Raw genomic sequence first — 22,118 nt, 5'->3', positions numbered from 1 at the left:
TGAAATAATGAATTTAAATGTAGATATTTTAATTTACAGGTATCCCCATGCTAAAAATAAGTGACGTAGAACCTCTCACTGCCCTTGATGGACTTTTTACTAATGGGAAAGTAGCAAGCGGTATTGCACCAACAAGACTGGTGGCTGAGTGGTTTAATGCAATTCAAACTGAGCTGGTAAATGTAGTCGAGGGGTTTGGCGTTACATTAAATCCAGATGATTCTACTCAGATTTTACAGATATTAAAAACGATATCGTTCGCAACTATACCCACGGGTACTCCTATTCCCTGGCCATCTGATACCTTGCCTGCCACCGGCAATTTCGCATTTATGCAAGGACAGACATTCACCCTTACGGCATACCCGTTACTGGCTGCAGCGTACCCGTCAGGTGTCATTCCAGATATGCGAAACTGGACCATCAAAGGGAAGCCGGCTACAGGACGTGCGGTACTGTCTCAGGAGCAAGACGGTGTTAAATCCCACTCACACACAGCGTCGGCTACATCGACAGATCTCGGCACCAAAACGACAAGCAGCAACGGGGACCACGCCCACGCGTGGGGCTCGGGAATGCAGAAGCAGGGCGGAAGCGATCAGGAGGTTGGTAGCAACGGTGGGAGTACCTTTGGCACAACATCCACTGCAGGGGCGCACACACACTCCGTCGTTATTGGGGCCCACTCACACACAATCACGGTCGATGCTGCGGGTAATGCAGAAAACACCGTTAAAAACATCGCATTTAACTACATCGTGAGGCTCGCATAATGGTTTTTGAAATGTCTGACAAAACTCAGGTGGTAACCGTTTATCATATCAGCGACGACACGGGGGAGTTAGTGGGCGTTGAAGAATTGTCGATCCCGCCTCACACTGGCTTGCCTGCCTGCAGCACTCAAAGTTCACCGCCCGAAGTAGCTACCGGAGAAACAGCGGTTTTCAATACCGCCGCGGGCCTATGGTCTCTTTTCGAGGACCATCGCGGGCAGATCGTCTACAGCACTGCATCTGGAGAACCTGTTGAGATTTCAACGCTCGGGGAGTTACCTGAAGGGGTAACGACGAAAGCGCCTACTGACAGCTATCAAAAATGGGATGGTGCTAACTGGGTTAACGATACGGAAGCTAAACACCAGGCTGATGTGAGTTGCGCTACTGAGCTGTTAACCGAATTAATGCGTGAGGCAAACATAAAATTAGCCACTCTAAACGATGCTGTAGAACTTGGTATCCAGACCGACGAAGAAGTCACACAGTTAACTGAGTGGAAAAAATACCGCGTTGCTTTGAGCCGCATTGATACAGCTACCGCACCTGATATCGACTGGCCTGAAATTCCTGCCTGATCTGTCCCTGAGGTAAAATTATTATGCCATTTTATTTAACGGGCAACCCTGTTCCGTCGGCAAGTGTGCTCGACATTCGCGACAATTCACAAAATTTAGATCTGGCTCTCAACGACATTACATCCATTCTCTGGGCTGATCGGCTAGGTCGCAGTCGGATGACATGGTATGGCATAGAGTCTAGTTTCTCGGCAAAGCTCATCGATTTTGAGTCTCGTTTTTCCGAGAAGACGGCAGAGCAGGAAGCGATTTTTCTGAATCACATGGCAAGCCAGGAAGGTCGGTTTACCTCCCAACTGTCCGATCAGGATATGCGCTTCTATACGTTCATCGCTTCTTCTGGCTATGACATTGTTGGCGATTACACTGTTGGGAGCATTCCGGGGGGGACCCTCTGACCATCAACGAATATAACCAGCTTATTCGTTATAACAACGAACTCTACAAACTCACGGCGGCGACGGATATCCCGTTCACTGCGTCGGGTAAAACAGACGAGACCTGGACAGCAACTGACTCTGCGCATTTTGTCTCTGTCGGTGATGCTGCTCTTCGCCAAAACCTGGGTTCAGGCGAAGAGGGTATGGGTTCATGGCTCCTGGCCTTTAAACAGACATTTGGAGGAGCGGTCGCGAGGACTCAACAGGCGAAAAACGCTGAGTCGATGTCGCTGATGGATTTAGGCGGGGACAGAGATGCAGTTAACCCGCTGGATACCGAAACTGCAGCAAGAGCATTGGCGACTTCTTTGAGAATTCCATATCTCGGATATGACCAGTATATGCTGCCCGGCATGGGGTTTAAGGCGTTTAAATTCTGTGACGGCCCATATGACCGGGCTCCGGTCGTCGCTATCAGAAATATGATGGACCCGAATGACCCCGAGCCGCAGTCGAGCATTGCCGGGTTTGCAAATTCGTCAGCGCTGGCGCTCAACCCGGAGCGCGGTGCGGCGTCGCTCTACGTTCACCACGTCGCTCAGCCGCTCCTGTTCGGCAGTTCAAATACCACCTTTACAGCCGATTCCGTCACCTGTTCCGATTTAACAGAAGAAGTAATTTCTAAAATCAGGGTGAAGCAATTTATTGATGTTATTGACGGCTCAATAAAATGGTCTTCATTTGTTCTGGGAGTAATTGATAAAACAATTTATATCGAGGATGCCTGGTACCGTGTTGGTAGCACCAATGTAACAGGCACGCCTGCTGACGGCTCAGCCATGAAACTGGTCCCAAATAATAAAAGCTGGGGCCTTGACGTTATTGCTTCGCTTAATGAGTCTTCCGACACCAACACGTTCACCGTCGGTGAAATCAATGGCCGAAATAACAAAGCCTCCGCCGCAGGCAACGGTACCATATTGGATTTGATAAGCAACGGCGCGTATAACATGAACGCAGGGACTCTGACGAGGGGCAATCTGATATTCGCCTTTCGTAATATGGCTAACCATGTTGACGGCACTGGCGGCTATGGATTTGCTAACACCCCGGCCAGCGGAAACACGTCTTTTGGATTTTATGACGTCAACTCCACACAGAGCTTTCATTCCTGGGGTGCCCAATACGGTTTTACTGCAAAAAATATTCAAAGCTATGCGCTGAGAGTCCTTGATAACAGTAACAACTTCATCACCGGCATGGACGAAACCGGCTCGTGGCAGACTCCAAAAGAGTACTCGACCACGACATCTATCGGGGAGACCGTGTCAGGTTTTGCCGGGGTGACGTTTGCGACCCCCGCAGCAACTGGTGACGCCATTATTATGCCGACACGCATGAAAAACAAAAAACTCACAGTTAAAAATTTGAGCGTAACGTACGCCCTGACGCTGACCGGCCCGTTTGAATTTGGCGCAGGCTCATTCAGCATCCCTGCCCGTGGCGGAGTGATATTAGAGACTGACGGTACATACTGGTACATCCTGGCTAAATACACCGCATAAGAGGTTTATATGACAATTTCAGTTTCAAAGAGCATAGAGCGCCATACCACATATATGGGGTTTGGCGCCCCCTATGCTTCCAATGTTGATGTCGTACTGAGCATTGACGTTATCAGCGCTGAAGTAATCGACTCCGCGAATAATATCGCCAACGCCGTGCACACGATTAAATTTGATATCGACAGTGGGGTTTATCTCGAACGGGTTGAACAGTTTAATTTTGAAGATGAAGACGACCTCGTTTCCGAGGCCGAGGCGTTCCTGACTAAATTCTACGGTGAATAAAAATGGCGAATAAAGAAGAATTACTGAAAAAGAGCAAGCGCGAAGTTGAGCTTGAAATCGAGTTGTATTCCACCCGCAATGCGCTTCTCAATGCTCACATGCAAAGGCTCTCACGAGACAAAGAGGAAAACGATAACCAACTCGCCGAAGCAAAGCTGGCGCTGGTGCTCATCAGGAAGGAAGAGAATAAGGCGGCGAAGGGCGGAGTCAAAAAACTGACACCGGAGCAGGCGTTAATCATCTCTGGTTTTACCGGTTTTGCTGCATGCAGCATAGCAGCGCTAAAAGCTGATATCGAAAAGCGCTTAGGTGAGCCAGTGGGAGATATTACCTTGGCTGCCGTGGGGCAGGAAAAAATCAGCGCCCTGTACAAAGATGATTACGCAAAGCTCTGCCCATACGCGCACCCGGAAAGTAACAACAGGCTGACAGAAGAACAGGCCGTCATCGTTACTGGCTATACGGGAATGCTTCTGGGCGACGTTGATAAGTTCTATGCTGACCTTGAAAAGCGCCTTGGCCGGAAAATCGTTAATTCTGAACTACCGTCAATCGGGCAGGATAAAATCAGACTGCCTTTACAAAGAGGAATTTCTGTCTCTTTGCTAATCTTGTGGATGCTCAGCATAAGCGCATACATCAGTAGCTTGCACCTGTCAGAAAATTGATAGGCGCGACCAGCAGCAGGTCGCGGACGTGATCGGGGTGGGCGTGAAAACGGTTTACAAATATTTTCCCGCTGACGGAGCAAGGTAAAAAGCCCCTCGTTGGAACGAGGGGAACCAGGTTTACGTGCTACCTATTTTTTGTTCATTCACTCAATGTGTTCACTTCCCTGTGAACGCTCTCTTTATACAAAAAGAATGTGGAAAAAATATGGAAAAAGAGCGATATAGCTCAGGCGGTATGGACGTCGAAGGCATTAACTTCATGAGATAAGTAAACTCATTACCAACAGAACCAGCATGCAGACGAAGGTTGTTTAAAGTCCCAAAACGGAACCTTATCGATAATGAAAAAAACCGCCCAGAGAAAGGCGGTGTCAAATTCGACAGTGAAATATGCTACACACACATTCAGGAGCCCCATCGTAGCTCCAGACCTCATAGCAACGAGGTTTTCAGATGTTAATTCATCAAACTGGTGGAAAAATGGAGGGTTTAAGGAGTTGTTTGTTTAAAATATTTCATCAAAACAAAGGTAGCGGGCGATGCGCTAACAACAGCGGATGGTGAGGCGATCGAGGGTGAGGGTGTTTACGGCGTAGTCACATTTTCCGTTAACGATCTGCGTCGGGATGACTGCCCTATTTGATCGTGGGGCATGGATGGGGCATAAAATGAGTGTGAACATGGGCGAACTTAGCAACCATGTATCCATCAAGGCCATAACCTGTTGTTTGTGAATGCGCTCTTGGGCGACCTTGGATGTTAATAGAAACTACGCTCTTATATTATCAAAATGTAGCGATTTTCGTGTTTGACGTTGAAAAGATGAAGATTCTGCATAGCGAGAACATCACAACAGGAATAGACTGGGTTTGACACTTTATGGAACATGCTAAAGGTTTTTTATGACACAACAGCCCCAAGCCAAATACCGCCACGACTATCGTGCGCCGGACTATCTGATTAGCGATATCGATTTGACCTTTGACCTGGATGCCGCGAAAACCGTTGTTACGGCCGAGAGTAAAGTCTCCCGTCACGCGGCTGCGTCTGATGTGCCATTGCGTCTGGATGGCGAAGACCTGACGTTGGTCTCTGTGCAGGTTAACGGTCAGCCGTGGAGCGACTATAGAGAAGAAAATAACCAGCTGGTTATTGGCGGATTACCGGAACATTTCACCCTGACTATCGTCAATGAAATCAGCCCGGCGGCCAATACCGCGCTCGAAGGGCTGTATCAGTCAGGCGAAGCCCTGTGCACGCAGTGTGAAGCGGAAGGCTTCCGCCATATCACCTGGTACCTCGACCGCCCGGACGTTCTGGCGCGCTTCACCACCAAAGTTATCGCCGATAAGGCGAAATACCCGTACCTGCTGTCGAACGGCAACCGCGTGGCTCAGGGCGAGCTGGAAAACGGCCGTCACTGGACGCAGTGGCAGGATCCGTTCCCAAAACCGTGTTATCTATTCGCGCTGGTGGCCGGTGATTTCGACGTCCTGCGCGATACCTTCACCACCCGTTCCGGACGCGAAGTGGCGCTGGAGCTGTTCGTCGATCGCGGCAACCTTGACCGCGCGCCGTGGGCGATGACGTCGCTGAAAAACTCGATGAAATGGGACGAAACCCGTTTCGGCCTCGAGTACGATCTCGACATCTATATTATTGTCGCCGTCGACTTCTTTAATATGGGCGCGATGGAGAACAAAGGGCTGAACGTCTTTAACTCCAAATACGTGCTGGCGCGTACCGATACCGCCACCGATAAAGACTACCTCGATATCGAACGGGTGATTGGCCACGAATATTTCCACAACTGGACCGGCAACCGCGTGACCTGCCGCGACTGGTTCCAGCTGAGCCTGAAAGAAGGCCTGACCGTGTTCCGCGATCAGGAGTTCAGCTCCGATCTGGGCTCGCGCGCGGTGAACCGCATCAACAACGTCCGCACCATGCGCGGGCTGCAGTTTGCCGAAGATGCCAGCCCGATGGCCCATCCGATTCGTCCGGATAAGGTTATCGAAATGAACAACTTTTACACCCTGACGGTATATGAAAAGGGCGCGGAAGTGATCCGCATGCTGCATACCCTGCTGGGTGAAGAGAACTTCCAGAAAGGCATGCAGGCTGTACTTCGAGCGCCACGACGGCAGCGCCGCCACCTGCGACGATTTCGTCCAGGCGATGGAAGACGCGTCGAACGTTGACCTGTCGCATTTCCGCCGCTGGTACAGCCAGTCCGGTACGCCGGTGGTGAGCGTGCACGATGACTACAATCCGGAAACCGAGCAGTACCGCCTGACCATCAGCCAGCGCACGCCGCCGACTTCCGAGCAGGCGGAAAAACAGCCGCTGCATATTCCGTTCGATATCGAGCTATATGATAACGAAGGCAAGGCGATCCCGCTGCAGAAGGGCGGGCATCCGGTGCATCACGTGCTGAACGTCACCCAGGCCGAGCAGACCTTTGTCTTCGATAACGTCTACTTCCAGCCGGTTCCGGCGCTGCTGTGCGAATTCTCCGCGCCGGTGAAGCTGGAATATAAGTGGAGCGATCAGCAGCTCGACGTTCCTGATGCGCCACGCGCGCAACGACTTCTCCCGCTGGGATGCGGCGCAGAGCCTGCTGGCGACCTATATCAAGCTTAACGTTAACCGCCATCAGCAGGGTCAGCCTCTGTCGCTGCCGGTTCACGTCGCCGATGCGTTCCGCGCGATCCTGCTGGATGAGAAGATCGATCCGGCGCTGGCGGCAGAGATCCTGACGCTACCGTCCGCCGGTGAAATCGCCGAGCTATTTGCGATTATCGATCCGCTTGCCATCGTGGCGGTGCGCGAAGCGCTCACCCGCACGCTGGCGAACGAGCTGGCGGACGAATTCCTCGCTATCTACCACGCCAATAAGCTCGACGGCTATCGCATAGAGCATGCCGATATTGGCAAACGCTCGCTGCGTAATACCTGTCTGCGCTACCTGGCGTTTGGCGATGCCGAGCTGGCGGATAAGCTGGTCGCTGCCCAGTATCATCAGGCCGACAACATGACCGACGCGCTGGCGGCCCTGTCGGCGGCGGTGGCGGCGCAGTCTGCCGTGCCGCGATGCGCTGATGCAGGAGTATGACGATAAGTGGCATCAGGACGGCCTGGTGATGGACAAATGGCTGATTCTGCAGGCTACCAGTCCGGCGGATAACGCGCTGGAGACGGTACGCGCGCTGCTGAGCCACCGTTCGTTTAGTATGAGCAACCCGAACCGCGTGCGCTCGCTGATTGGCGCCTTTGCCAGCAGCAACCCGGCGGCCTTCCACGCCGAAGACGGCAGCGGCTATCAGTTCCTGGTGGAGATGCTGACCGAACTCAACAGCCGCAACCCGCAGGTGGCCTCGCGTCTGATTGAGCCGTTGATTCGTCTGAAGCGTTATGATGCCAAACGCCAGGCGCTGATGCGCGCGGCGCTGGAGCAGCTGAAAGGTCTGGAGAATCTCTCCGGCGATCTGTTCGAGAAAATCAGTAAAGCGCTGGCGTAAAGGGCGTTCCGTTCCCGGATTGCGGCGACAGCGCCGCGCTCCGGGAGCCGTTTAGCCGTGACTGAACAGGCGCGGCGAGGCTTCGTGCCTGCCGCGCTTCATTACCCTGTTGAGAACTTCCGCCTCCAGCTCCGCCAGCCGCGCCGAACCGGTATGCCGCGGGCGCGCAATATCCACCGTGACGTCCAGCCCAATCTTGCCCTCTTCAATCAGCAGCACCCGGTCGGCCATCGCTACCGCTTCGCTCACGTCGTGAGTCACCAGCAGTACGGTGAAACCATGTTCCTGCCAGAGGGAGACGATTAAATCCTGCATTTCGAGGCGGGTGAGGGCGTCCAGCGCGCCCAGCGGCTCGTCAAGCAGCAGCAGGCCGGGGCGGTGGATCAGCGCCCGGGCCAGCGCCACACGCTGCTTTTGTCCGCCGGAAAGCGCCGCTGGCCATTCGTTGGCGCGATTTTCGAGGCCGACGCTGGCCAACGCCTGCAGGGCCGCGTCTCGCCACGAGCCCTTCAGCCCGAGGCCGACGTTATCGATCACCGTTTTCCACGGCAGCAGGCGCGAATCCTGAAACATCATGCGGGTATCGTCCTGGATTTGCGCCAGCGGCGTCGAGCCCGCCAGCAGCTCGCCGGCGTTGGGCTTCTCCAGCCCGGCGAGCAGACGCAGCAGGGTACTTTTACCGCCGCCGCTGCGTCCGACCACCGCGACGAACTGCCCGCTGGGAATGTGTAAATCAAGCGCGTTAAGAATCGTGTTTTCGCCGTAGCGTTTGGTCACGCCGTTGAGCAACAGCGGGATCCCAGGGGTCAGACGGGCGGTGGTCATGCGTTAGCCTCCTGCAGATGATAGGCCGGATTCCAGCGCAGCCAGACGCGCTCCAGCAGCTGCGCGCTGAAGTCGGCCAGTTTGCCCAGAATGGCATAGAGAATGATGGCCACGACCACCACGTCGGTTTGCAAAAATTCGCGGGCGTTCATCGCCAGGTAGCCGATGCCGGCGTTGGCCGAAATGGTCTCGGCGACGATCAGCGTTAGCCACATCAGGCCAAGCGCAAAGCGGATACCCACCATGATTGACGGCAGGGCGCCGGGCAGTATGACGTGGCGGAACAAGGCAAAGCCGGACAGGCCATAGCTGCGCGCCATCTCGACCAGCCCGCGGTCAATATTACGAATTCCGTGCCAGGTGTTGATATACATCGGGAACATGGTGCCCAGCGCGACGAGGAAAATCTTGGCGCTCTCGTCGATGCCGAACCATAAAATCACCAGCGGAATCAGGGCCAGATGCGGCACGTTGCGCAGCATCTGAATCGAGGTGTCCAGCAGGCGTTCTCCCCAGCGCGAGAGGCCGCTAATCATCCCTAACGTCAGGCCGATAGAGCCGCCGATAGCGAAGCCGAGCAGCGCGCGCCACGAGCTGATGGCCAGATGCTGCCAGAGCTCGCCGCTGGCGGATAGGGTCCAGAAGGCTTTCAGAACGCCCTCCGGCGAAGGCAGGATCCGGGTGGAGAGCCAGCCCACCGAAGAGGCGAGCTGCCAGACGATGACGGTGCCGATCGGTAAAAACCAGGGGGCAAGGCGGACCAGGAGTTTTTGCCCGGGAGTTGTCATATATCGCTCCTTAGCTCTGCGCCGCTTTACGCGGGATAAATTCATTCGCCACCGCTTCACCCTGTGGAAGCAGGCTCCGCGGCTGCGGGATTGACGGAATATTGACGTCCAGCAGCGGGAACAGCAGCTCGCCGACGCGCAGGGCTTCTTCGAGATGCGGATAGCCGGAAAGCACGAAGCTATCGATGCCGAGCGCGGCATATTCGTTGATGCGTTCGGCAACCGTGGCGGCATCGCCGACCAGCGCGGTTCCGGCGCCGCCGCGGGCCAGCCCGACGCCGGCCCACAGGTTAGGGCTGATTTCGAGCCTGTCGCGCTGGCCGTTGTGCAGCGCGGCCATGCGGTGCTGGCCGACGGAATCGGTTTGCGCAAAGGCGGCCTGCGCCCGGGCGATGGTGTCATCATCCAGATGGGAAATGAGGCTCTCCGCCGCCTGCCAGGCCTCTGCGTTAGTTTCACGCACAATCACATGCAGACGGATGCCGAAGCGAACCTTACGCCCGTGGCGGGCGGCCTTTTCGCGCACCTGAGCGATTTTTTCCGCCACCTGCGCCGGCGGCTCTCCCCAGGTCAGATACAGATCGACCTGCTCGGCGGCGAGATCCTGCGCCACTTCAGAGGATCCGCCGAAGTAGAGCGGGGGACGCGGCTGCTGCAGTGGCGGGAACATTAGCTTCGCGCCGCGCACGCGCTGGTGCTTGCCGTTGAAGGTGACGGTTTCGCCCTCCATCAGCCGCCGCCAGATATGGGTAAATTCCGCCGAGGCTTCGTAGCGCTCGGCGTGATCGAGGAACACGCCGTCGCCGGCGAGCTCCTGCGGGTCGCTGCCGGTCACCAGGTTAAACAGCGCCCGGCCGTTGGAGAGCCGATCCAGGGTCGCCGCCTGGCGCGCGGCGACCGTTGGCGAAACCACGCTCGGACGCAGGGCGACGAGAAACTTCAGGCGCTGAGTTACCGGGATCATCGAAGCGGCCACCAGCCAGGCGTCTTCACATGAGCGTCCGGTGGGGATCAGAACGCCGGTAAATCCGAGGCGATCGGCGGTTTGCGCAATCTGCTGCAGATAGCCGTAATCAAGCGGACGCGCGCCTTGATCGGTGCCAAGATAGCGGCCGTCACCGTGAGTGGGTAAAAACCAGAACATATTTAGACTCATGATTTCGCTCCTTGAAGGGCTGCGGGCTGCGCCGCGTGGCCCAGGGCGGAGAGCATCGGCAGTCCGCCGGGCGCCAGGAGTTTACGCATGTTCGACCCCACGGGTGGCTTTCAGGGCCGGCGCGCGGCTGGTTGGCCGATGCAGCGCCTGCCAGAAGGTCTCCAGCGCAAGGTCGAGGCGACTCTGAAGGTTGGGCGTAAACTGCGGCTTGTGCTGATAGTCAGTCACCTGGCTATCATCGGCAAACACGCCGTGGAGGATCTCCTGGGCCTTCAGCGCGTTGAGAACCGGTTTTAGGGCATAATCTACTGCCAGCATATGGGCGATAGTGCCGCCGGTCGCCAGGGGCAGAACGATTTTGCCTTCCAGCGCCCGTTCCGGCAGCAGGTCGAGCAGCGTCTTCAGCGCGCCGGAAAAAGAGGCCTTATAGATCGGCGTGGCGATAATCAGCCCGTCCGCGCCGGCCAGCTGTTCGTTGAGGGTATGCAGCGCCGGGTTATCAAAACGCGCATAAAGAAGGTCTTCCGGGGCAAAATTTTGCAGATGCCAGTGGCAGACTTCGACATCAGCGGCGGAGAGCGTCTCCCTCGCGTATTCCAGAAGGGCGCTGGAACGGGAAGGGTAGCGCGGGCTGCCCGCAAGTGTGATAACGCGCATGTTCTCTCTCTCCTTATAACCAAATGTTTGCATTTATCTAATATTGATAACATTTACCGACAGTGTGACAGAGGCGATTTATTTACCTAAATGATTTTTCCACCCTTGTTTTGTCAAAATTTGCATAAAGGAAGGTGGAAAAGTAAACGTTTGCGTTGGATGGACGATTTTTTGTCACAGGTCAATTCCCTTTCCGCTGAGGATCGAACATAATACGCCCCCGGTTTGCACACCGGGAATCCAGGAGAGTTCATGTACTACCCCTTCGTTCGTAAAGCTCTTTTTCAGCTCGATCCTGAGCGCGCTCATGAAGTAACCTTCCAACAATTACGCCGCGTATCGGGAACGCCGCTTGAAATGCTGATCCGCCAGAAGGTGCCGGCTAAACCGGTGACCTGCATGGGGCTTACGTTTAAAAATCCGCTGGGTCTTGCCGCCGGGCTGGATAAAAACGGCGAGTGCATCGATGCGCTCGGGGCAATGGGTTTTGGCGCCATCGAAATTGGTACCGTGACGCCGCGCGCGCAGCCGGGCAACGATAAGCCGAGGATCTTCCGTCTGGTAGCGGCAGAAGGGTTGATCAACCGCATGGGCTTTAATAATCTCGGCGTTGATAACCTCGTCGAGAACGTTAAAAAGGCGCATTTTGACGGTATTCTGGGGATTAATATTGGTAAAAATAAAGATACCCCGGTCGAGCAGGGCAAAGATGATTATCTGATTTGTATGGAAAAAGTCTATCCCTACGCCGGCTATATCGCCATTAATATCTCCTCGCCGAATACCCCGGGCCTGCGTACGTTACAATATGGCGACGCGCTCGATGATTTACTTTCCGGTATTAAAAATAAGCAGCTTGAGCTGCAGCAAAAGCATCAGAAATATGTTCCCGTGGCCGTGAAGATCGCCCCGGATCTTTCTCTTGAGGAATTGATCCAGGTAGCCGATAGCCTCGTGCGCCATAATATTGACGGCGTCATTGCCACCAATACCACCCTCGATCGATCGCTGGTGCAGGGCATGCAATATTGCGATGAAACCGGTGGCCTGAGCGGTCGTCCTCTGCAATTAAAAAGCACTGAGATTATCCGCATGCTGGCGACAGAATTAAACGGCCGCCTGCCAATTATCGGAGTCGGCGGGATTGACTCGCCGATTGCGGCTCGGGAAAAAATCGCTGCCGGCGCGACGCTGGTGCAGATTTATTCTGGCTTTATTTTTAAAGGCCCGCCGCTGATTAAAGAAATTGTTACCAATATCTAATCTTTTCCCCCTCTGAAACACCCCCAGGGCTTTATTTCCGGCCCTGGTTGTTTTATATTCCCTCATTGTTGCTTATTTAGACATTTTAGTCTTTTCTTAATTTTGGAAATAATTCTGTTGCCGTATGCCGTGCATTACAGATAGAAGTGAAAGAGGACGGGGGAAAAATGCGGATTAAACCTGACGATAACTGGCGTTGGTATTACGATGAAGAGCACGATCGCATGATGCTCGATTTGGCCAATGGTATGTTGTTCCGCTCGCGCTTTGCGCGCCGGATGCTGACGCCCGATGCATTCGCGCCATCCGGGTTCTGCGTTGACGACGCCGCGCTTTATTTTTCCTTTGAAGAAAAATGCCGGGATATAGAATTATCGAAAGAGCAGCGCGCGGAATTAGTGCTTAACGCGCTGGTCGCCATTCGTTTTCTGAAGCCTCAAATGCCGAAAAGCTGGCATTTCACCACCCATCAAGAGAGCTGGCAGCCCGGCGGCGGCGATGCCGCCAGCGCCTGGCTCAGCGATACCGGGCAGCAGGTTAATCTGCTGGTGGTGGAGCCTGGCGAAAATGCCGCGCTGTGCCTGCTGGCGCAGCCGGGGTTAACCCTGGCGGGACGGGTGATGCAGCTTGGCGACGTGATTAAAATTATGAACGACAGACTGCAGCCGGCCCCGCGTATCTCCAGCTACAGCCTCGGCGAGGCGGTTTAGGCCGGCGAACCTCTTTGGCTCCGCCGACCGGTGCACTCCCGAAGAGCTCAGGGCGCCAGGCGTAGGTCGGTTTTTGGTACGCAGCTGCAGCACAGAATAGTGCCATCCGCCGCAACGGCGTTGTGCTTCAGCGGGCTGACTTCCCCCTCCTCAAGCCGAATGCGGCAGCTGCCGCAGATGCCCGCCCGACAGGAGTAGGGCACGCGGATCCCCTGTTGCTCGAGCTGTTCCAGCAAAATCTGCTGGTTATTGCCGGTAAAACGCTGTCCCTGCCACTCAATATCCACCGTCGCATTCTGCTGAGCGGCAGAAGGTTGACTATCATTGCTTTCGCCCGCGCCGTAGGCTTTTGCCGGGCCTCGGCTCAGCACCTCGACTTCGTCACCTACGCGAATAACGCCGCTGCTGCGGGCAATCAGGTTTTGACCGAAATCGACATCGCCATTGTCCAGCGCGGTGCGAAAGCGCTGCAGCGTGGCCAGCGGCTCGCCGGACGGATGCTTTTGCCCGCGTTCCGGGCTGACGGTGGTAAAAATACAGCGGCTGCAGGGCTTGGCGACATCAAAAGTCACTTCGCCAATGCGGATCACCTTCCAGCTATCTTCCTCCCACGCCTCGGCGCCGGTGACCACAAGGTTAGGGCGAAACTGCTCCATACGTACGCTGGCCGGACAGCGCTGCTGCAGATCGCGCAGCGAGGCTTCGTTGGTGAGTAAATAGGGGAAACCGTCGGCAAAGGTGAGCGGGACGGCGTCATGGCGCTTAACGCGGCGGGTCAGCTGCGGCCCCAGCCAGCGCAGCTGCACCTGGCGATTAAAGAAACCGCTAAGCCAGTGGTTAACCGCCGATGGCGCAACTAGGGCGGTGAAGTGGTTTCCCCACACCTCGGTCGGCTCGCCCTGCGGAGCGAAATCAGCGAAACGCACGATCGCGCTGCTGCCGTCAGGAGCGGTTAAGTGCACGCCATCCTGCAGCGGGGAGGGGGTGAATCTCACCATCTGTGGAAACTGGCGGGCGGTAATAAAGGTGCCGTCCGTTTCCGTCACCATAAACAGGCGATCGAAGGCCAGGCCGCTGATATCGGCAAACGCATGCGTCAGGCCAATTCCACGCATCGATTTGACGGGATGAATAAAAAGTCGCGATAGCGTTGTCATGCGGAGTCTCTGGGCTTAAAAATAAGCCTTTAACTTTATGACATGGGGCGCATATTGGCTATAATGCGCACCAATTTTCTTTTAGTAAAAGTGACGATATGAATTCTCTGTTTGCCAGTACGGCTCGTGGGCTTGAAGAGCTGTTAAAAACTGAACTGGAATCACTTGGCGCAGCGGAGTGCCAGGTAGTCCAGGGCGGGGTCCATTTTCAGGGAGATACGCGCCTGCTGTATCAAAGCCTGATGTGGAGCCGGCTGGCCTCACGCATCATGATGCCGTTAGGCCAGTGTAGCGTGTATAGCGATTTGGACCTTTACCTCGGGGTACAGGCCATTCCCTGGACGGAGATTTTCACCCCTGACGCCACCTTCGCCGTGCACTTTAGCGGGCTGAACGAAGAGATTCGTAACAGCCAGTACGGTGCGCTGAAGGTAAAAGACGCCATCGTCGACAGCTTTACGCGTAAAAACCTGCCGCGGCCGAACGTCGATCGCGAAAATCCCGATCTGCGAATCAACGTCTGGCTGAACAAAGAGACGGCGCATATCTCTTTAGATCTGAGCAGCGAAGGCTTGCATCTGCGCGGCTACCGTGACGCTACCGGTATGGCGCCAATTAAAGAGACGCTCGCCTCGGCGATCGTTATGCGTTCCGGCTGGGTGCCGGGGACGCCGCTGCTCGATCCGCTGTGCGGTTCCGGTACTCTGCTGATCGAAGCCGCGATGCTGGCTACCGACCGCGCGCCGGGCCTGCATCGCGGCCACTGGGGCTTCAGCTGCTGGCTTCAGCACGATGACGCGGTCTGGAAAGAGGTGAAGGCCGAAGCCCAGACCCGCGCCCGTAAAGGGCTGGCGGCCTATGAGTCGCGCTTCTATGGTTCTGACGTTGACGCGCGGGTCATTGAGCGCGCGCGCAGCAACGCCCGTCGCGCGGGCGTAGGCGAGCTGATTACGTTTGTAGCGAAAGACGTTGCTCAGCTTAGCAACCCGCTGCCGAAAGGCCCGTACGGAACGGTGATCGGCAACCCGCCGTACGGCGAACGTCTGGAAAGCGAACCGGCGCTGATTGCCCTGCACAGCCTGCTTGGCCGGACGATGAAAAGCCAGTTTGGCGGCTGGAATCTGTCGCTGTTCAGCGCTTCTCCGGATCTGCTGAGCTGCCTGCAGCTGCGGGCGGACAAGCAGTTTAAGGCTAAAAACGGCCCGCTGGACTGCGTGCAGAAAAACTACCACATTGCCGAAAACGAAGGCGGTAAAGCGGTATCGCTGGCCGAAGATTTCGCCAACCGTCTGCGTAAAAACCTGAAGAAATTTGAGAAATGGGCGCGCCAGGAAGGCATTGAGTGCTACCGCCTGTATGATGCCGATCTTCCGGAATATAACGTCGCGATTGACCGCTACGGCGAGTGGGTGGTGGTGCAGGAGTACGCGCCGCCGAAAACGATCGATGCGCATAAAGCCCGCCAGCGTCTGTTTGATATTATCGCGGCGACGATTTCGGTATTAGGCATCGCGCCGAATAAGCTGGTGTTGAAAACCCGCGAACGGCAGAAAGGCAAGAACCAGTACCAGAAAATGGCTGAAAAAGGCGATTTTATCGAGGTGCAGGAGTATAACGCCCGTCTGTGGGTCAACCTGACCGACTATCTCGATACCGGTCTGTTCCTCGACCACCGCATCGCGCGGCGCATGCTTGGCGAGATGAGCAAAGGCAAAGATTTCCTCAACCTCTTTGCCTATACCGGCAGCGCCAGCGTTCACGCCGGTCTCGGCGGCGCGCGCTCGACGACCACCGTCGATATGTCGCGCACCTACCTCGAGTGGGCCGAGCGAAACCTGCGCCTCAACGGCTTGACCGGCCGACCGCACCGCCTGATGCAGGCCGACGTGCTGGGCTGGCTGCGCGAGAGCACCGAACAGTTTGACCTGATCTTTATCGATCCGCCGACTTTTTCTAACTCGAAGCGGATGGAAGAGGCCTTCGACGTACAGAGCGATCATCTGCGCCTGCTGACCGATCTTAAACGTCTGCTGCGTAAAGGCGGCACGATTATGTTCTCGAACAATAAACGCGGTTTCCGTATGGATCATGACGGGCTGGCGCAGCTTGGGCTGAAGGCGCAGGAAATTACGCAAAAAACGCAGTCTCAGGATTTTGCCCGTAACCGTCAGATTCACAACTGCTGGCTGATTACTGCAGCCTGAAAGGAATAAAGAATGTCATTGATTAGTATGCATGGTGCCTGGCTCTCCTTCAGCGACTCTCCGTTGCTGGATAACGCCGAGTTGCATATCGAAGATAACGAGCGCGTGTGCCTGGTTGGGCGCAACGGCGCGGGCAAATCCACCCTGATGAAGATCCTCAACCGCGAGCAGGGTCTGGATGACGGGCGCATTATTTATGAACAGGATCTGGTCGTTGCGCGTCTGCAGCAGGATCCGCCGCGCAATATTGCCGGCACCGTGTACGATTTCGTCGCCGAAGGCATCGAAGAGCAGGCGGCGTATCTCAAAGGCTATCACGACGTTTCGCGTCTGGTGATGACCGATCCGAGCAACAAAAATTTAAACGAGCTGGCGCGTCTGCAGGATCTGCTGGATAACCTCGGCCTGTGGCAGCTGGACAGCCGCATTAACGAAGTGCTGGATCAGCTGGGCCTCGATGCCAACGCCGAGCTGGCTTCGCTATCCGGCGGCTGGCTGCGTAAAGCGGCCCTCGGCCGCGCGCTGGTCAGCGGCCCGCGCGTGCTGCTGCTGGATGAACCGACGAACCACCTCGATATCGAAACCATCGACTGGCTGGAAGGCTTCCTGAAGACTTTCAAGGGCACCATTATTTTCATTTCGCACGACCGTTCATTTATTCGCAATATGGCCACGCGGATCGTCGATCTCGATCGCGGCAAGCTGGTGACCTATCCGGGTAATTACGATCAATATCTGCTGGAAAAAGAAGAAGCGCTGCGCGTTGAAGAGCTGCAGAATGCGGAGTTCGATCGCAAGCTGGCGCAGGAAGAAGTGTGGATCCGTCAGGGGATCAAGGCGCGCCGTACTCGTAACGAAGGCCGCGTGCGTGCCCTGAAGGCGATGCGTCGCGAGCGCGGCGAGCGCCGCGAGGTGATGGGCAGCGCGAAGATGCAGGTAGAAGAGGCCGCGTGTTCGGGCAAAATCGTCTTTGAGATGGAGAACGTTGATTACCAGGTTGGCGGCAAGGTGCTGGTAAAAGACTTCTCGGCGCAGATTCAGCGCGGCGACAAGATCGCGCTGATTGGCCCTAACGGCTGCGGCAAAACCACGCTGCTGAAGCTGATGCTCGGCCAGCTGCAGGCCGACAGCGGGCGGGTGCACATTGGCACCAAGCTGGAAGTAGCCTACTTCGATCAGCACCGCGCCGAGCTGGATCCGGATCGCACGGTGATGGATAACCTCGCTGAAGGCAAGCAGGAGGTGCTGGTTAACGGCAAGCCGCGCCACGTGCTGGGCTATTTGCAGGACTTCCTGTTCCATCCGAAGCGGGCGATGACGCCGGTTCGCGCGCTCTCCGGCGGGGAGCGTAACCGCCTGCTGCTGGCGCGTCTGTTCCTGAAACCCAGCAACCTGCTGATCCTCGATGAACCGACCAACGATCTGGATGTCGAAACCCTCGAGCTGCTGGAAGAGCTTATCGATGGCTACCAGGGCAGCGTGATGCTGGTCAGCCACGATCGTCAGTTCGTCGATAACACCGTCACCGAATGCTGGATCTTCGAAGGCGAAGGGCGCATCGGTCAGTACGTTGGCGGCTACCACGACGCGCGCGGACAGCAGTCGCAGTCGTTGGCGCAAAAACAGCCCGCGGCTAAAAAAAATGTTGAAGCAACGCCGCCGAAAACGGAAAGTGTCAAACGCGCGGCGAGCAAACTAAGCTATAACCTGCAGCGCGAGCTGGAGCAGCTGCCGCAGCGTCTGGAAGAGCTGGAGGCCCGGCTGCAGAGCCTGCAGGATCAGGTCGCTGACGCCTCCTTCTTTGGCCAGTCGCATGACCATACGCAGCAGGTGCTGGCGCAGCTGGCCGAAGCGGAACAGGCCCTGGAAACGGCCTTTGAGCGCTGGGAATATCTCGAAGGATTAAAAAACGGCGCATAAGCCGAGGAGTTTTCATGTGCGATCATCATCATGCTGCGCGGCATATCCTGTGTCCACAATGTGATCTGCTGGTGGCTTTGCCCCAGGCTGGAGCATCGCCAGAAAGCCGGATGTCCGCGCTGCGGTACAACCTTAACGACGTCATGGGACGCGCCTCGGCAGCGTCCCACAGCCTATGCGCTGGTCGCGTTGTTTATGCTGCTGCTGGCAAACCTGTTTCCCTTCGTCTACATGAAAGTTGGCGGGCTCAACAGTGAAATTGAGCTGCTGGAGATCCCCAACGTGCTGTTTAGCGAGGATTACGCCAGCCTCGGCACCTTCTTTCTCCTCTTTGTGCAGCTGGTTCCGGCTTTTTGCCTGATAACCATTCTGCTGCTGGTCAGCCGCGTGCGGATGCCCGCCGCGCTGAAGGCTTTCCTGGCGCGCATTCTGTTCAACCTCAAGATCTGGGGGATGGCGGAAATCTTTCTCGCCGGGGTGCTGGTGAGCTTCGTGAAGCTGATGGCCTACGGCGATATTGGCGTTGGCCTGAGCTTTTTCCCCTGGTGTATGTTCTGCCTGCTGCAGACTGCGCGCGCTGCAGTGTGTGGACCGGCGCTGGCTGTGGGACGATATTGCGCCAATGCCTGCGGTGAAACAGCCGCTGAAGGTTGGCGTCACCGGGATCCGCCAGGGCCTGCGATCCTGTTCCTGCTGTACGGCTATTTTACCCGCCGATGCAGAGGCATGCCCGCGCTGCCAGACGAAAGGGACGGCGCGGCGCAAGCATAGCCTGCAGTGGACGCTGGCGCTGCTGATTACCTCGTGCCTGCTCTACCTCCCCGCCAATATCATGCCGATTATGATAACCGACCTGCTGGGCGATAAAATGCCGTCGACGATCATGGCCGGGGTGATCCTGCTATGGAGTGAAGGATCGTATCCGGTGGCGCTGGTGATATTCATCGCCAGTATTATGGTGCCGACGTTGAAAATGATCGCAATTGGCTGGCTGTGCTGGAACGCTAACGGCAACGGCTCGCGTGATTCAGAGCGCATGCATTTGATTTATGAAGTCGTGGAGTTTGTTGGCCGCTGGTCAATGATTGATGTTTTTGTCATCGCTGTACTCTCGGCGCTGGTGCGCATGGGAGGGTTGATGAATATCTATCCCGCGATAGGGGCGGTGATGTTTGCGCTGGTTGTCGTGATGACAATGTTTTCGGCGATGACGTTCGACCCTCGTTTGTTGTGGGACCGTGAACCAGATTCAAGCCATGAGGAAATACAGCAGCATGGAAAATAATAGCGGAGAAGCAAAAGTGCAAAAGGTGAAGAACTGGTCACCAGTGTGGATCTTCCCCATCGTCACTGTGCTAATCGGCGCATGGATTCTGTTTTATCACTATAGCCATCAGGGGCCGGAGGTGACGCTGATCACCACCAACGCCGAAGGCATTGAGGGTGGTAAAACCCGGATTAAAAGCCGCAGCGTTGACGTCGGCGTGGTAGAAAGCGCCACCCTGACGGACGATCTGACGCACGTAGAGATTAAGGCCCGCCTGAACGCCGGTATGCAGAAGCTTTTGCATCAGGATTCGGTGTTTTGGGTGGTAAAACCGCAGGTAGGTCGCGAAGGGATCAGCGGGCTTGGGACGCTATTATCCGGCGCCTATATTGAGTGCAGCCCGGAACGAAAGGGGAGGATTCCGCGCAGTATCCGCTGCTGGATTCTCCGCCGCTGGCCTCGCCGGACGCGAAGGGGATCCGCATCCTGCTGGAAAGCAATAAGGCCGGCCAGCTCTCTCCCGGCGATCCGGTGCTCTTTCGCGGCTATCGGGTCGGGTCGGTTGAGACCAGCACCTTCGATCCGCAAAAGCGCAGTATTACCTATCAGTCTGTTTATCAACGCGCCGAACGATCGGCTGGTCACCACCAACGTTCGCTTCTGGAAAGACAGCGGTATCGCCGTGGATCTGACCTCCGCCGGGATGCGGGTGGAAATGGGATCGCTGTCGACGCTGTTTGGCGGCGGGGTGAGCTTTGATATTCCGGAAGGGCTGGATCTGGGCGAACCGGTGGCGAACAAGACCGGCTACCATCTGTTTGACGATCAAAAAAGCATTCAGGATTCGGTCTTTACCCAGCACATCGACTACGTGATGTTCTTTAAAGATTCGATCCGCGGCCTTCAGCCCGGCGCGCCGGTGGAGTTCCGCGGCATACGCCTGGGCACGGTCGGCAAAGTACCGTTCTTCATTCCAGGGCTACAGCAGCAGCTGAATGACGATTATCGCATTCCGGTAGAGGTGCGCATTGAGCCGGAACGACTAATCAACCAGCTTGGGAGCGATCCGGATATTCGTACCCATATGGACGATCTGATCAATCGCGGCCTGCGCGGTTCGCTGAAAACCGGCAACCTGATTACCGGCGCGCTGTATATCGATCTCGACTTCTATCCCAAAGCGCCTCCGCGCGGCAGCATGCATGAGTTTGGCTCTTATCCGATCATTCCAACAGTTAGCGGCGGCCTCGCGCAAATTCAGCAGCGCCTGATGGATGCGCTGGATAAGATTAACAATCTGCCGATTAACCCGCTGCTGGAGCAGGCGACCAGTACGCTGGCGCAGAGCGAAAAAACGATGCAGCACGTTCAGGCAACGCTGGATAGCCTGAATAAGATCACCTCAAGCCAGTCGATGCAGCAGTCTGCCTGGCGATATGCAGAACACGCTGCGCGAGCTGAACCGCAGTATGCAGGGCTTCCAGCCGGGGTCCGCGGCGTACAATAAGATGGTTGCGGATATGCAGCGACTCGATCAGGTTCTTCGTGAACTGCAGCCGGTACTAAAAACGCTCAATGATAAGAGCAACGCGCTGGTATTTGAGGCCAAGGGTAAAAAAGATCCGCAGCCGAAGGGAGCGAAATAATGAAAAAGTGGTTAGTAGCGGCAGCGGTATGCGCGCTGGCGGCCTGCAGCAGCAGCGGGGAGGATAAAACCTACTATCAGCTGCCCGTCGCCCAAAGCGGTGCGCAAAGCGCCGCCCATCAGGGTAAGAACCTGCTGTGGGTTGAACAGGTCACTATTCCTGACTATCTGGCGGGCAACGGGGTGGTCTACCAGACCACCGACGTGCAGTACGTGATTGCGAGCAATAATCTGTGGGCCAGCCCGCTCGATCAGCAGCTGCGCACTACCCTGGTCGCGAATTTAAGCAATCAGCTGCCCGGCTGGGTGGTGGCCTCGCAGCCGCTGGGCAACGATCAGGATACGCTTAACGTCTCGGTTAACGGCTTCCATGGCCGGTATGACGGGCGGGTTATCGTCAGCGGAGAGTGGCTGCTGAAGCATCAGGGGCAGCTGATTAAGCGGCCGTTTAATATTGAGCTTAAGCAGCAGCAGGACGGTTACGATGCGATGGTGAAAACGATGGCCCAGGCCTGGACTCAGGAAGCGACCGCTATTGCCAACGAGTCTGAATCGCCTGCCATAAGTAAAATTAATGAAGCTAAATAGCCGCCGTGGTCTGCAAAACCGCGGCGGTTTTTTTATTTGTCTCGTCAGATTGTTACTTGTGCTGGTTCACAGTTTTTGTACAAATGAACTTTCATGTAGCTCACAATTATGACAATGGCGTGAATTTTGCGCATTGACGTTACCCCTGATTCGCGGTATTCGTTA

General features: G+C 55.9%; 15 protein-coding genes and 4 pseudogenes. 14 read left to right on the top strand and 5 right to left on the bottom strand.

Features of this window, described 5'->3' with window-relative positions:
- Positions 1-47: 47 nt before the first annotated feature.
- The 7 genes and pseudogenes from ABOC21_RS15850 (at position 48) to pepN (ending at position 7,773) form a co-directional block, all read left to right on the top strand.
- Positions 48-773 (top strand): tail fiber protein, encoded by a 726-nt coding sequence (locus tag ABOC21_RS15850; RefSeq protein ID WP_426815230.1) that lies wholly within the window; start codon positions 48-50, stop codon positions 771-773.
- Entirely contained in the window at positions 773-1,351 is a 579-nt protein-coding gene (locus ABOC21_RS15845) for a tail fiber assembly protein (RefSeq protein ID WP_426815229.1), read from the top strand. The genes ABOC21_RS15850 and ABOC21_RS15845 overlap by 1 nt, the downstream gene beginning before the upstream one ends.
- A 23-nt stretch (positions 1,352-1,374) precedes the next feature.
- Positions 1,375-1,749: a hypothetical protein gene (locus ABOC21_RS15840; RefSeq protein WP_426815228.1), complete on the top strand. Its 375-nt coding sequence runs from the start codon at positions 1,375-1,377 to the stop codon at positions 1,747-1,749.
- Between the two features lie 185 nt (positions 1,750-1,934).
- On the top strand, positions 1,935-3,296 hold the full coding sequence (locus tag ABOC21_RS15835) for a hypothetical protein (RefSeq protein ID WP_426815227.1): 1,362 nt from the start codon (positions 1,935-1,937) through the stop codon (positions 3,294-3,296).
- Positions 3,297-3,305: 9 nt separating this feature from the next.
- Entirely contained in the window at positions 3,306-3,581 is a 276-nt protein-coding gene (locus tag ABOC21_RS15830) for a hypothetical protein (protein WP_426811934.1), read from the top strand.
- Positions 3,582-3,583: 2 nt separating this feature from the next.
- The gene (locus ABOC21_RS15825; RefSeq protein WP_426815226.1) at positions 3,584-4,249 is read left to right on the top strand and encodes a DUF7736 domain-containing protein; all 666 of its coding nucleotides are present in this window, start codon (positions 3,584-3,586) and stop codon (positions 4,247-4,249) included.
- Positions 4,250-5,154: 905 nt separating this feature from the next.
- Positions 5,155-7,773, top strand: a pseudogene (gene pepN, locus ABOC21_RS15820) (aminopeptidase N).
- A 51-nt stretch (positions 7,774-7,824) separates the two neighbouring features.
- On the opposite strand, the gene ssuB reads toward pepN, so the two are convergent.
- The 4 genes from ssuB to ssuE all read right to left on the bottom strand — a co-directional run bounded on the left by ssuB (position 7,825) and on the right by ssuE (position 11,199).
- Complete coding sequence (gene ssuB / locus ABOC21_RS15815; protein WP_426815225.1) at positions 7,825-8,598, bottom strand: aliphatic sulfonates ABC transporter ATP-binding protein; 774 nt, start codon at positions 8,596-8,598, stop codon at positions 7,825-7,827.
- Positions 8,595-9,386, bottom strand: coding sequence for an aliphatic sulfonate ABC transporter permease SsuC (gene ssuC / locus ABOC21_RS15810; RefSeq protein ID WP_426815224.1), 792 nt, complete (start codon positions 9,384-9,386; stop codon positions 8,595-8,597). Before ssuC ends, ssuB begins: the two co-directional genes overlap by 4 nt.
- Positions 9,387-9,396: 10 nt before the next feature.
- Positions 9,397-10,542, bottom strand: a complete 1,146-nt coding sequence (gene ssuD / locus ABOC21_RS15805) for an FMNH2-dependent alkanesulfonate monooxygenase (RefSeq protein ID WP_426815223.1) — start codon at positions 10,540-10,542, stop codon at positions 9,397-9,399.
- 81 nt (positions 10,543-10,623) lie between these two features.
- A complete protein-coding gene (ssuE, locus tag ABOC21_RS15800) occupies positions 10,624-11,199 on the bottom strand; it encodes an NADPH-dependent FMN reductase (RefSeq protein WP_426815222.1) in 576 nt (191 codons plus the stop codon).
- Between the two features lie 252 nt (positions 11,200-11,451).
- Here ssuE and pyrD point away from each other — a divergent pair, with 252 nt between their 5' ends.
- Positions 11,452-12,462: a quinone-dependent dihydroorotate dehydrogenase gene (gene pyrD / locus ABOC21_RS15795; RefSeq protein WP_426815221.1), complete on the top strand. Its 1,011-nt coding sequence runs from the start codon at positions 11,452-11,454 to the stop codon at positions 12,460-12,462.
- 167 nt (positions 12,463-12,629) lie between these two features.
- Entirely contained in the window at positions 12,630-13,172 is a 543-nt protein-coding gene (gene zapC / locus ABOC21_RS15790; RefSeq protein ID WP_426815220.1) for a cell division protein ZapC, read from the top strand.
- Positions 13,173-13,219: 47 nt separating this feature from the next.
- On the opposite strand, the gene ABOC21_RS15785 is transcribed toward zapC, so the two are convergent.
- Positions 13,220-14,329 carry a YcbX family protein gene (locus ABOC21_RS15785; RefSeq protein WP_426815219.1) on the bottom strand — a complete coding sequence of 370 codons (1,110 nt, stop codon included), beginning with the start codon at positions 14,327-14,329 and terminating at the stop codon, positions 13,220-13,222.
- Positions 14,330-14,427: 98 nt separating this feature from the next.
- Between ABOC21_RS15785 and rlmKL the strand changes: the two genes are divergently transcribed.
- From rlmKL to pqiC, 5 genes and pseudogenes are all read left to right on the top strand, one after another.
- Positions 14,428-16,533, top strand: a complete 2,106-nt coding sequence (rlmKL, locus tag ABOC21_RS15780) for a bifunctional 23S rRNA (guanine(2069)-N(7))-methyltransferase RlmK/23S rRNA (guanine(2445)-N(2))-methyltransferase RlmL (RefSeq protein WP_426815218.1) — start codon at positions 14,428-14,430, stop codon at positions 16,531-16,533.
- 12 nt (positions 16,534-16,545) lie between these two features.
- Positions 16,546-18,453, top strand: a complete 1,908-nt coding sequence (locus tag ABOC21_RS15775; RefSeq protein ID WP_426815217.1) for an ABC transporter ATP-binding protein — start codon at positions 16,546-16,548, stop codon at positions 18,451-18,453.
- A gap of 14 nt (positions 18,454-18,467) precedes the next feature.
- Positions 18,468-19,738: pseudogene (pqiA, locus tag ABOC21_RS15770) on the top strand (membrane integrity-associated transporter subunit PqiA).
- A pseudogene (gene pqiB, locus ABOC21_RS15765) lies at positions 19,728-21,366 on the top strand (intermembrane transport protein PqiB). Before pqiA ends, pqiB begins: the two co-directional pseudogenes overlap by 11 nt.
- Positions 21,366-21,930 (top strand): annotated as a pseudogene (pqiC, locus tag ABOC21_RS15760) (membrane integrity-associated transporter subunit PqiC). The pseudogenes pqiB and pqiC overlap by 1 nt, the downstream one beginning before the upstream one ends.
- Positions 21,931-22,118: the final 188 nt, after the last annotated feature.

Origin of the sequence: Klebsiella sp. WOUb02 (assembly GCF_050058015.1) — a bacterium.
Taxonomy (GTDB): domain Bacteria; phylum Pseudomonadota; class Gammaproteobacteria; order Enterobacterales; family Enterobacteriaceae; genus Klebsiella.
Note: the sequence above shows the minus strand (reverse complement) of the source record. Positions and strands in the feature narration are given on the sequence as shown.

Coding starts and splice junctions, on each gene's coding strand:
- ssuB (WP_426815225.1), bottom strand. CDS start 8,598: ATGACCACCGCCCGTCTGACCCCTGGGATCCCGCTGTTGCTCAACGGC.
- ABOC21_RS15785 (WP_426815219.1), bottom strand. CDS start 14,329: ATGACAACGCTATCGCGACTTTTTATTCATCCCGTCAAATCGATGCGT.
- ABOC21_RS15845 (WP_426815229.1), top strand. CDS start 773: ATGGTTTTTGAAATGTCTGACAAAACTCAGGTGGTAACCGTTTATCAT.
- ABOC21_RS15830 (WP_426811934.1), top strand. CDS start 3,306: ATGACAATTTCAGTTTCAAAGAGCATAGAGCGCCATACCACATATATG.
- rlmKL (WP_426815218.1), top strand. CDS start 14,428: ATGAATTCTCTGTTTGCCAGTACGGCTCGTGGGCTTGAAGAGCTGTTA.
- ABOC21_RS15835 (WP_426815227.1), top strand. CDS start 1,935: ATGGGTTCATGGCTCCTGGCCTTTAAACAGACATTTGGAGGAGCGGTC.
- ssuD (WP_426815223.1), bottom strand. CDS start 10,542: ATGAGTCTAAATATGTTCTGGTTTTTACCCACTCACGGTGACGGCCGC.
- ssuE (WP_426815222.1), bottom strand. CDS start 11,199: ATGCGCGTTATCACACTTGCGGGCAGCCCGCGCTACCCTTCCCGTTCC.
- ABOC21_RS15850 (WP_426815230.1), top strand. CDS start 48: ATGCTAAAAATAAGTGACGTAGAACCTCTCACTGCCCTTGATGGACTT.
- ABOC21_RS15775 (WP_426815217.1), top strand. CDS start 16,546: ATGTCATTGATTAGTATGCATGGTGCCTGGCTCTCCTTCAGCGACTCT.
- ssuC (WP_426815224.1), bottom strand. CDS start 9,386: ATGACAACTCCCGGGCAAAAACTCCTGGTCCGCCTTGCCCCCTGGTTT.
- ABOC21_RS15825 (WP_426815226.1), top strand. CDS start 3,584: ATGGCGAATAAAGAAGAATTACTGAAAAAGAGCAAGCGCGAAGTTGAG.
- ABOC21_RS15840 (WP_426815228.1), top strand. CDS start 1,375: ATGCCATTTTATTTAACGGGCAACCCTGTTCCGTCGGCAAGTGTGCTC.
- zapC (WP_426815220.1), top strand. CDS start 12,630: ATGCGGATTAAACCTGACGATAACTGGCGTTGGTATTACGATGAAGAG.
- pyrD (WP_426815221.1), top strand. CDS start 11,452: ATGTACTACCCCTTCGTTCGTAAAGCTCTTTTTCAGCTCGATCCTGAG.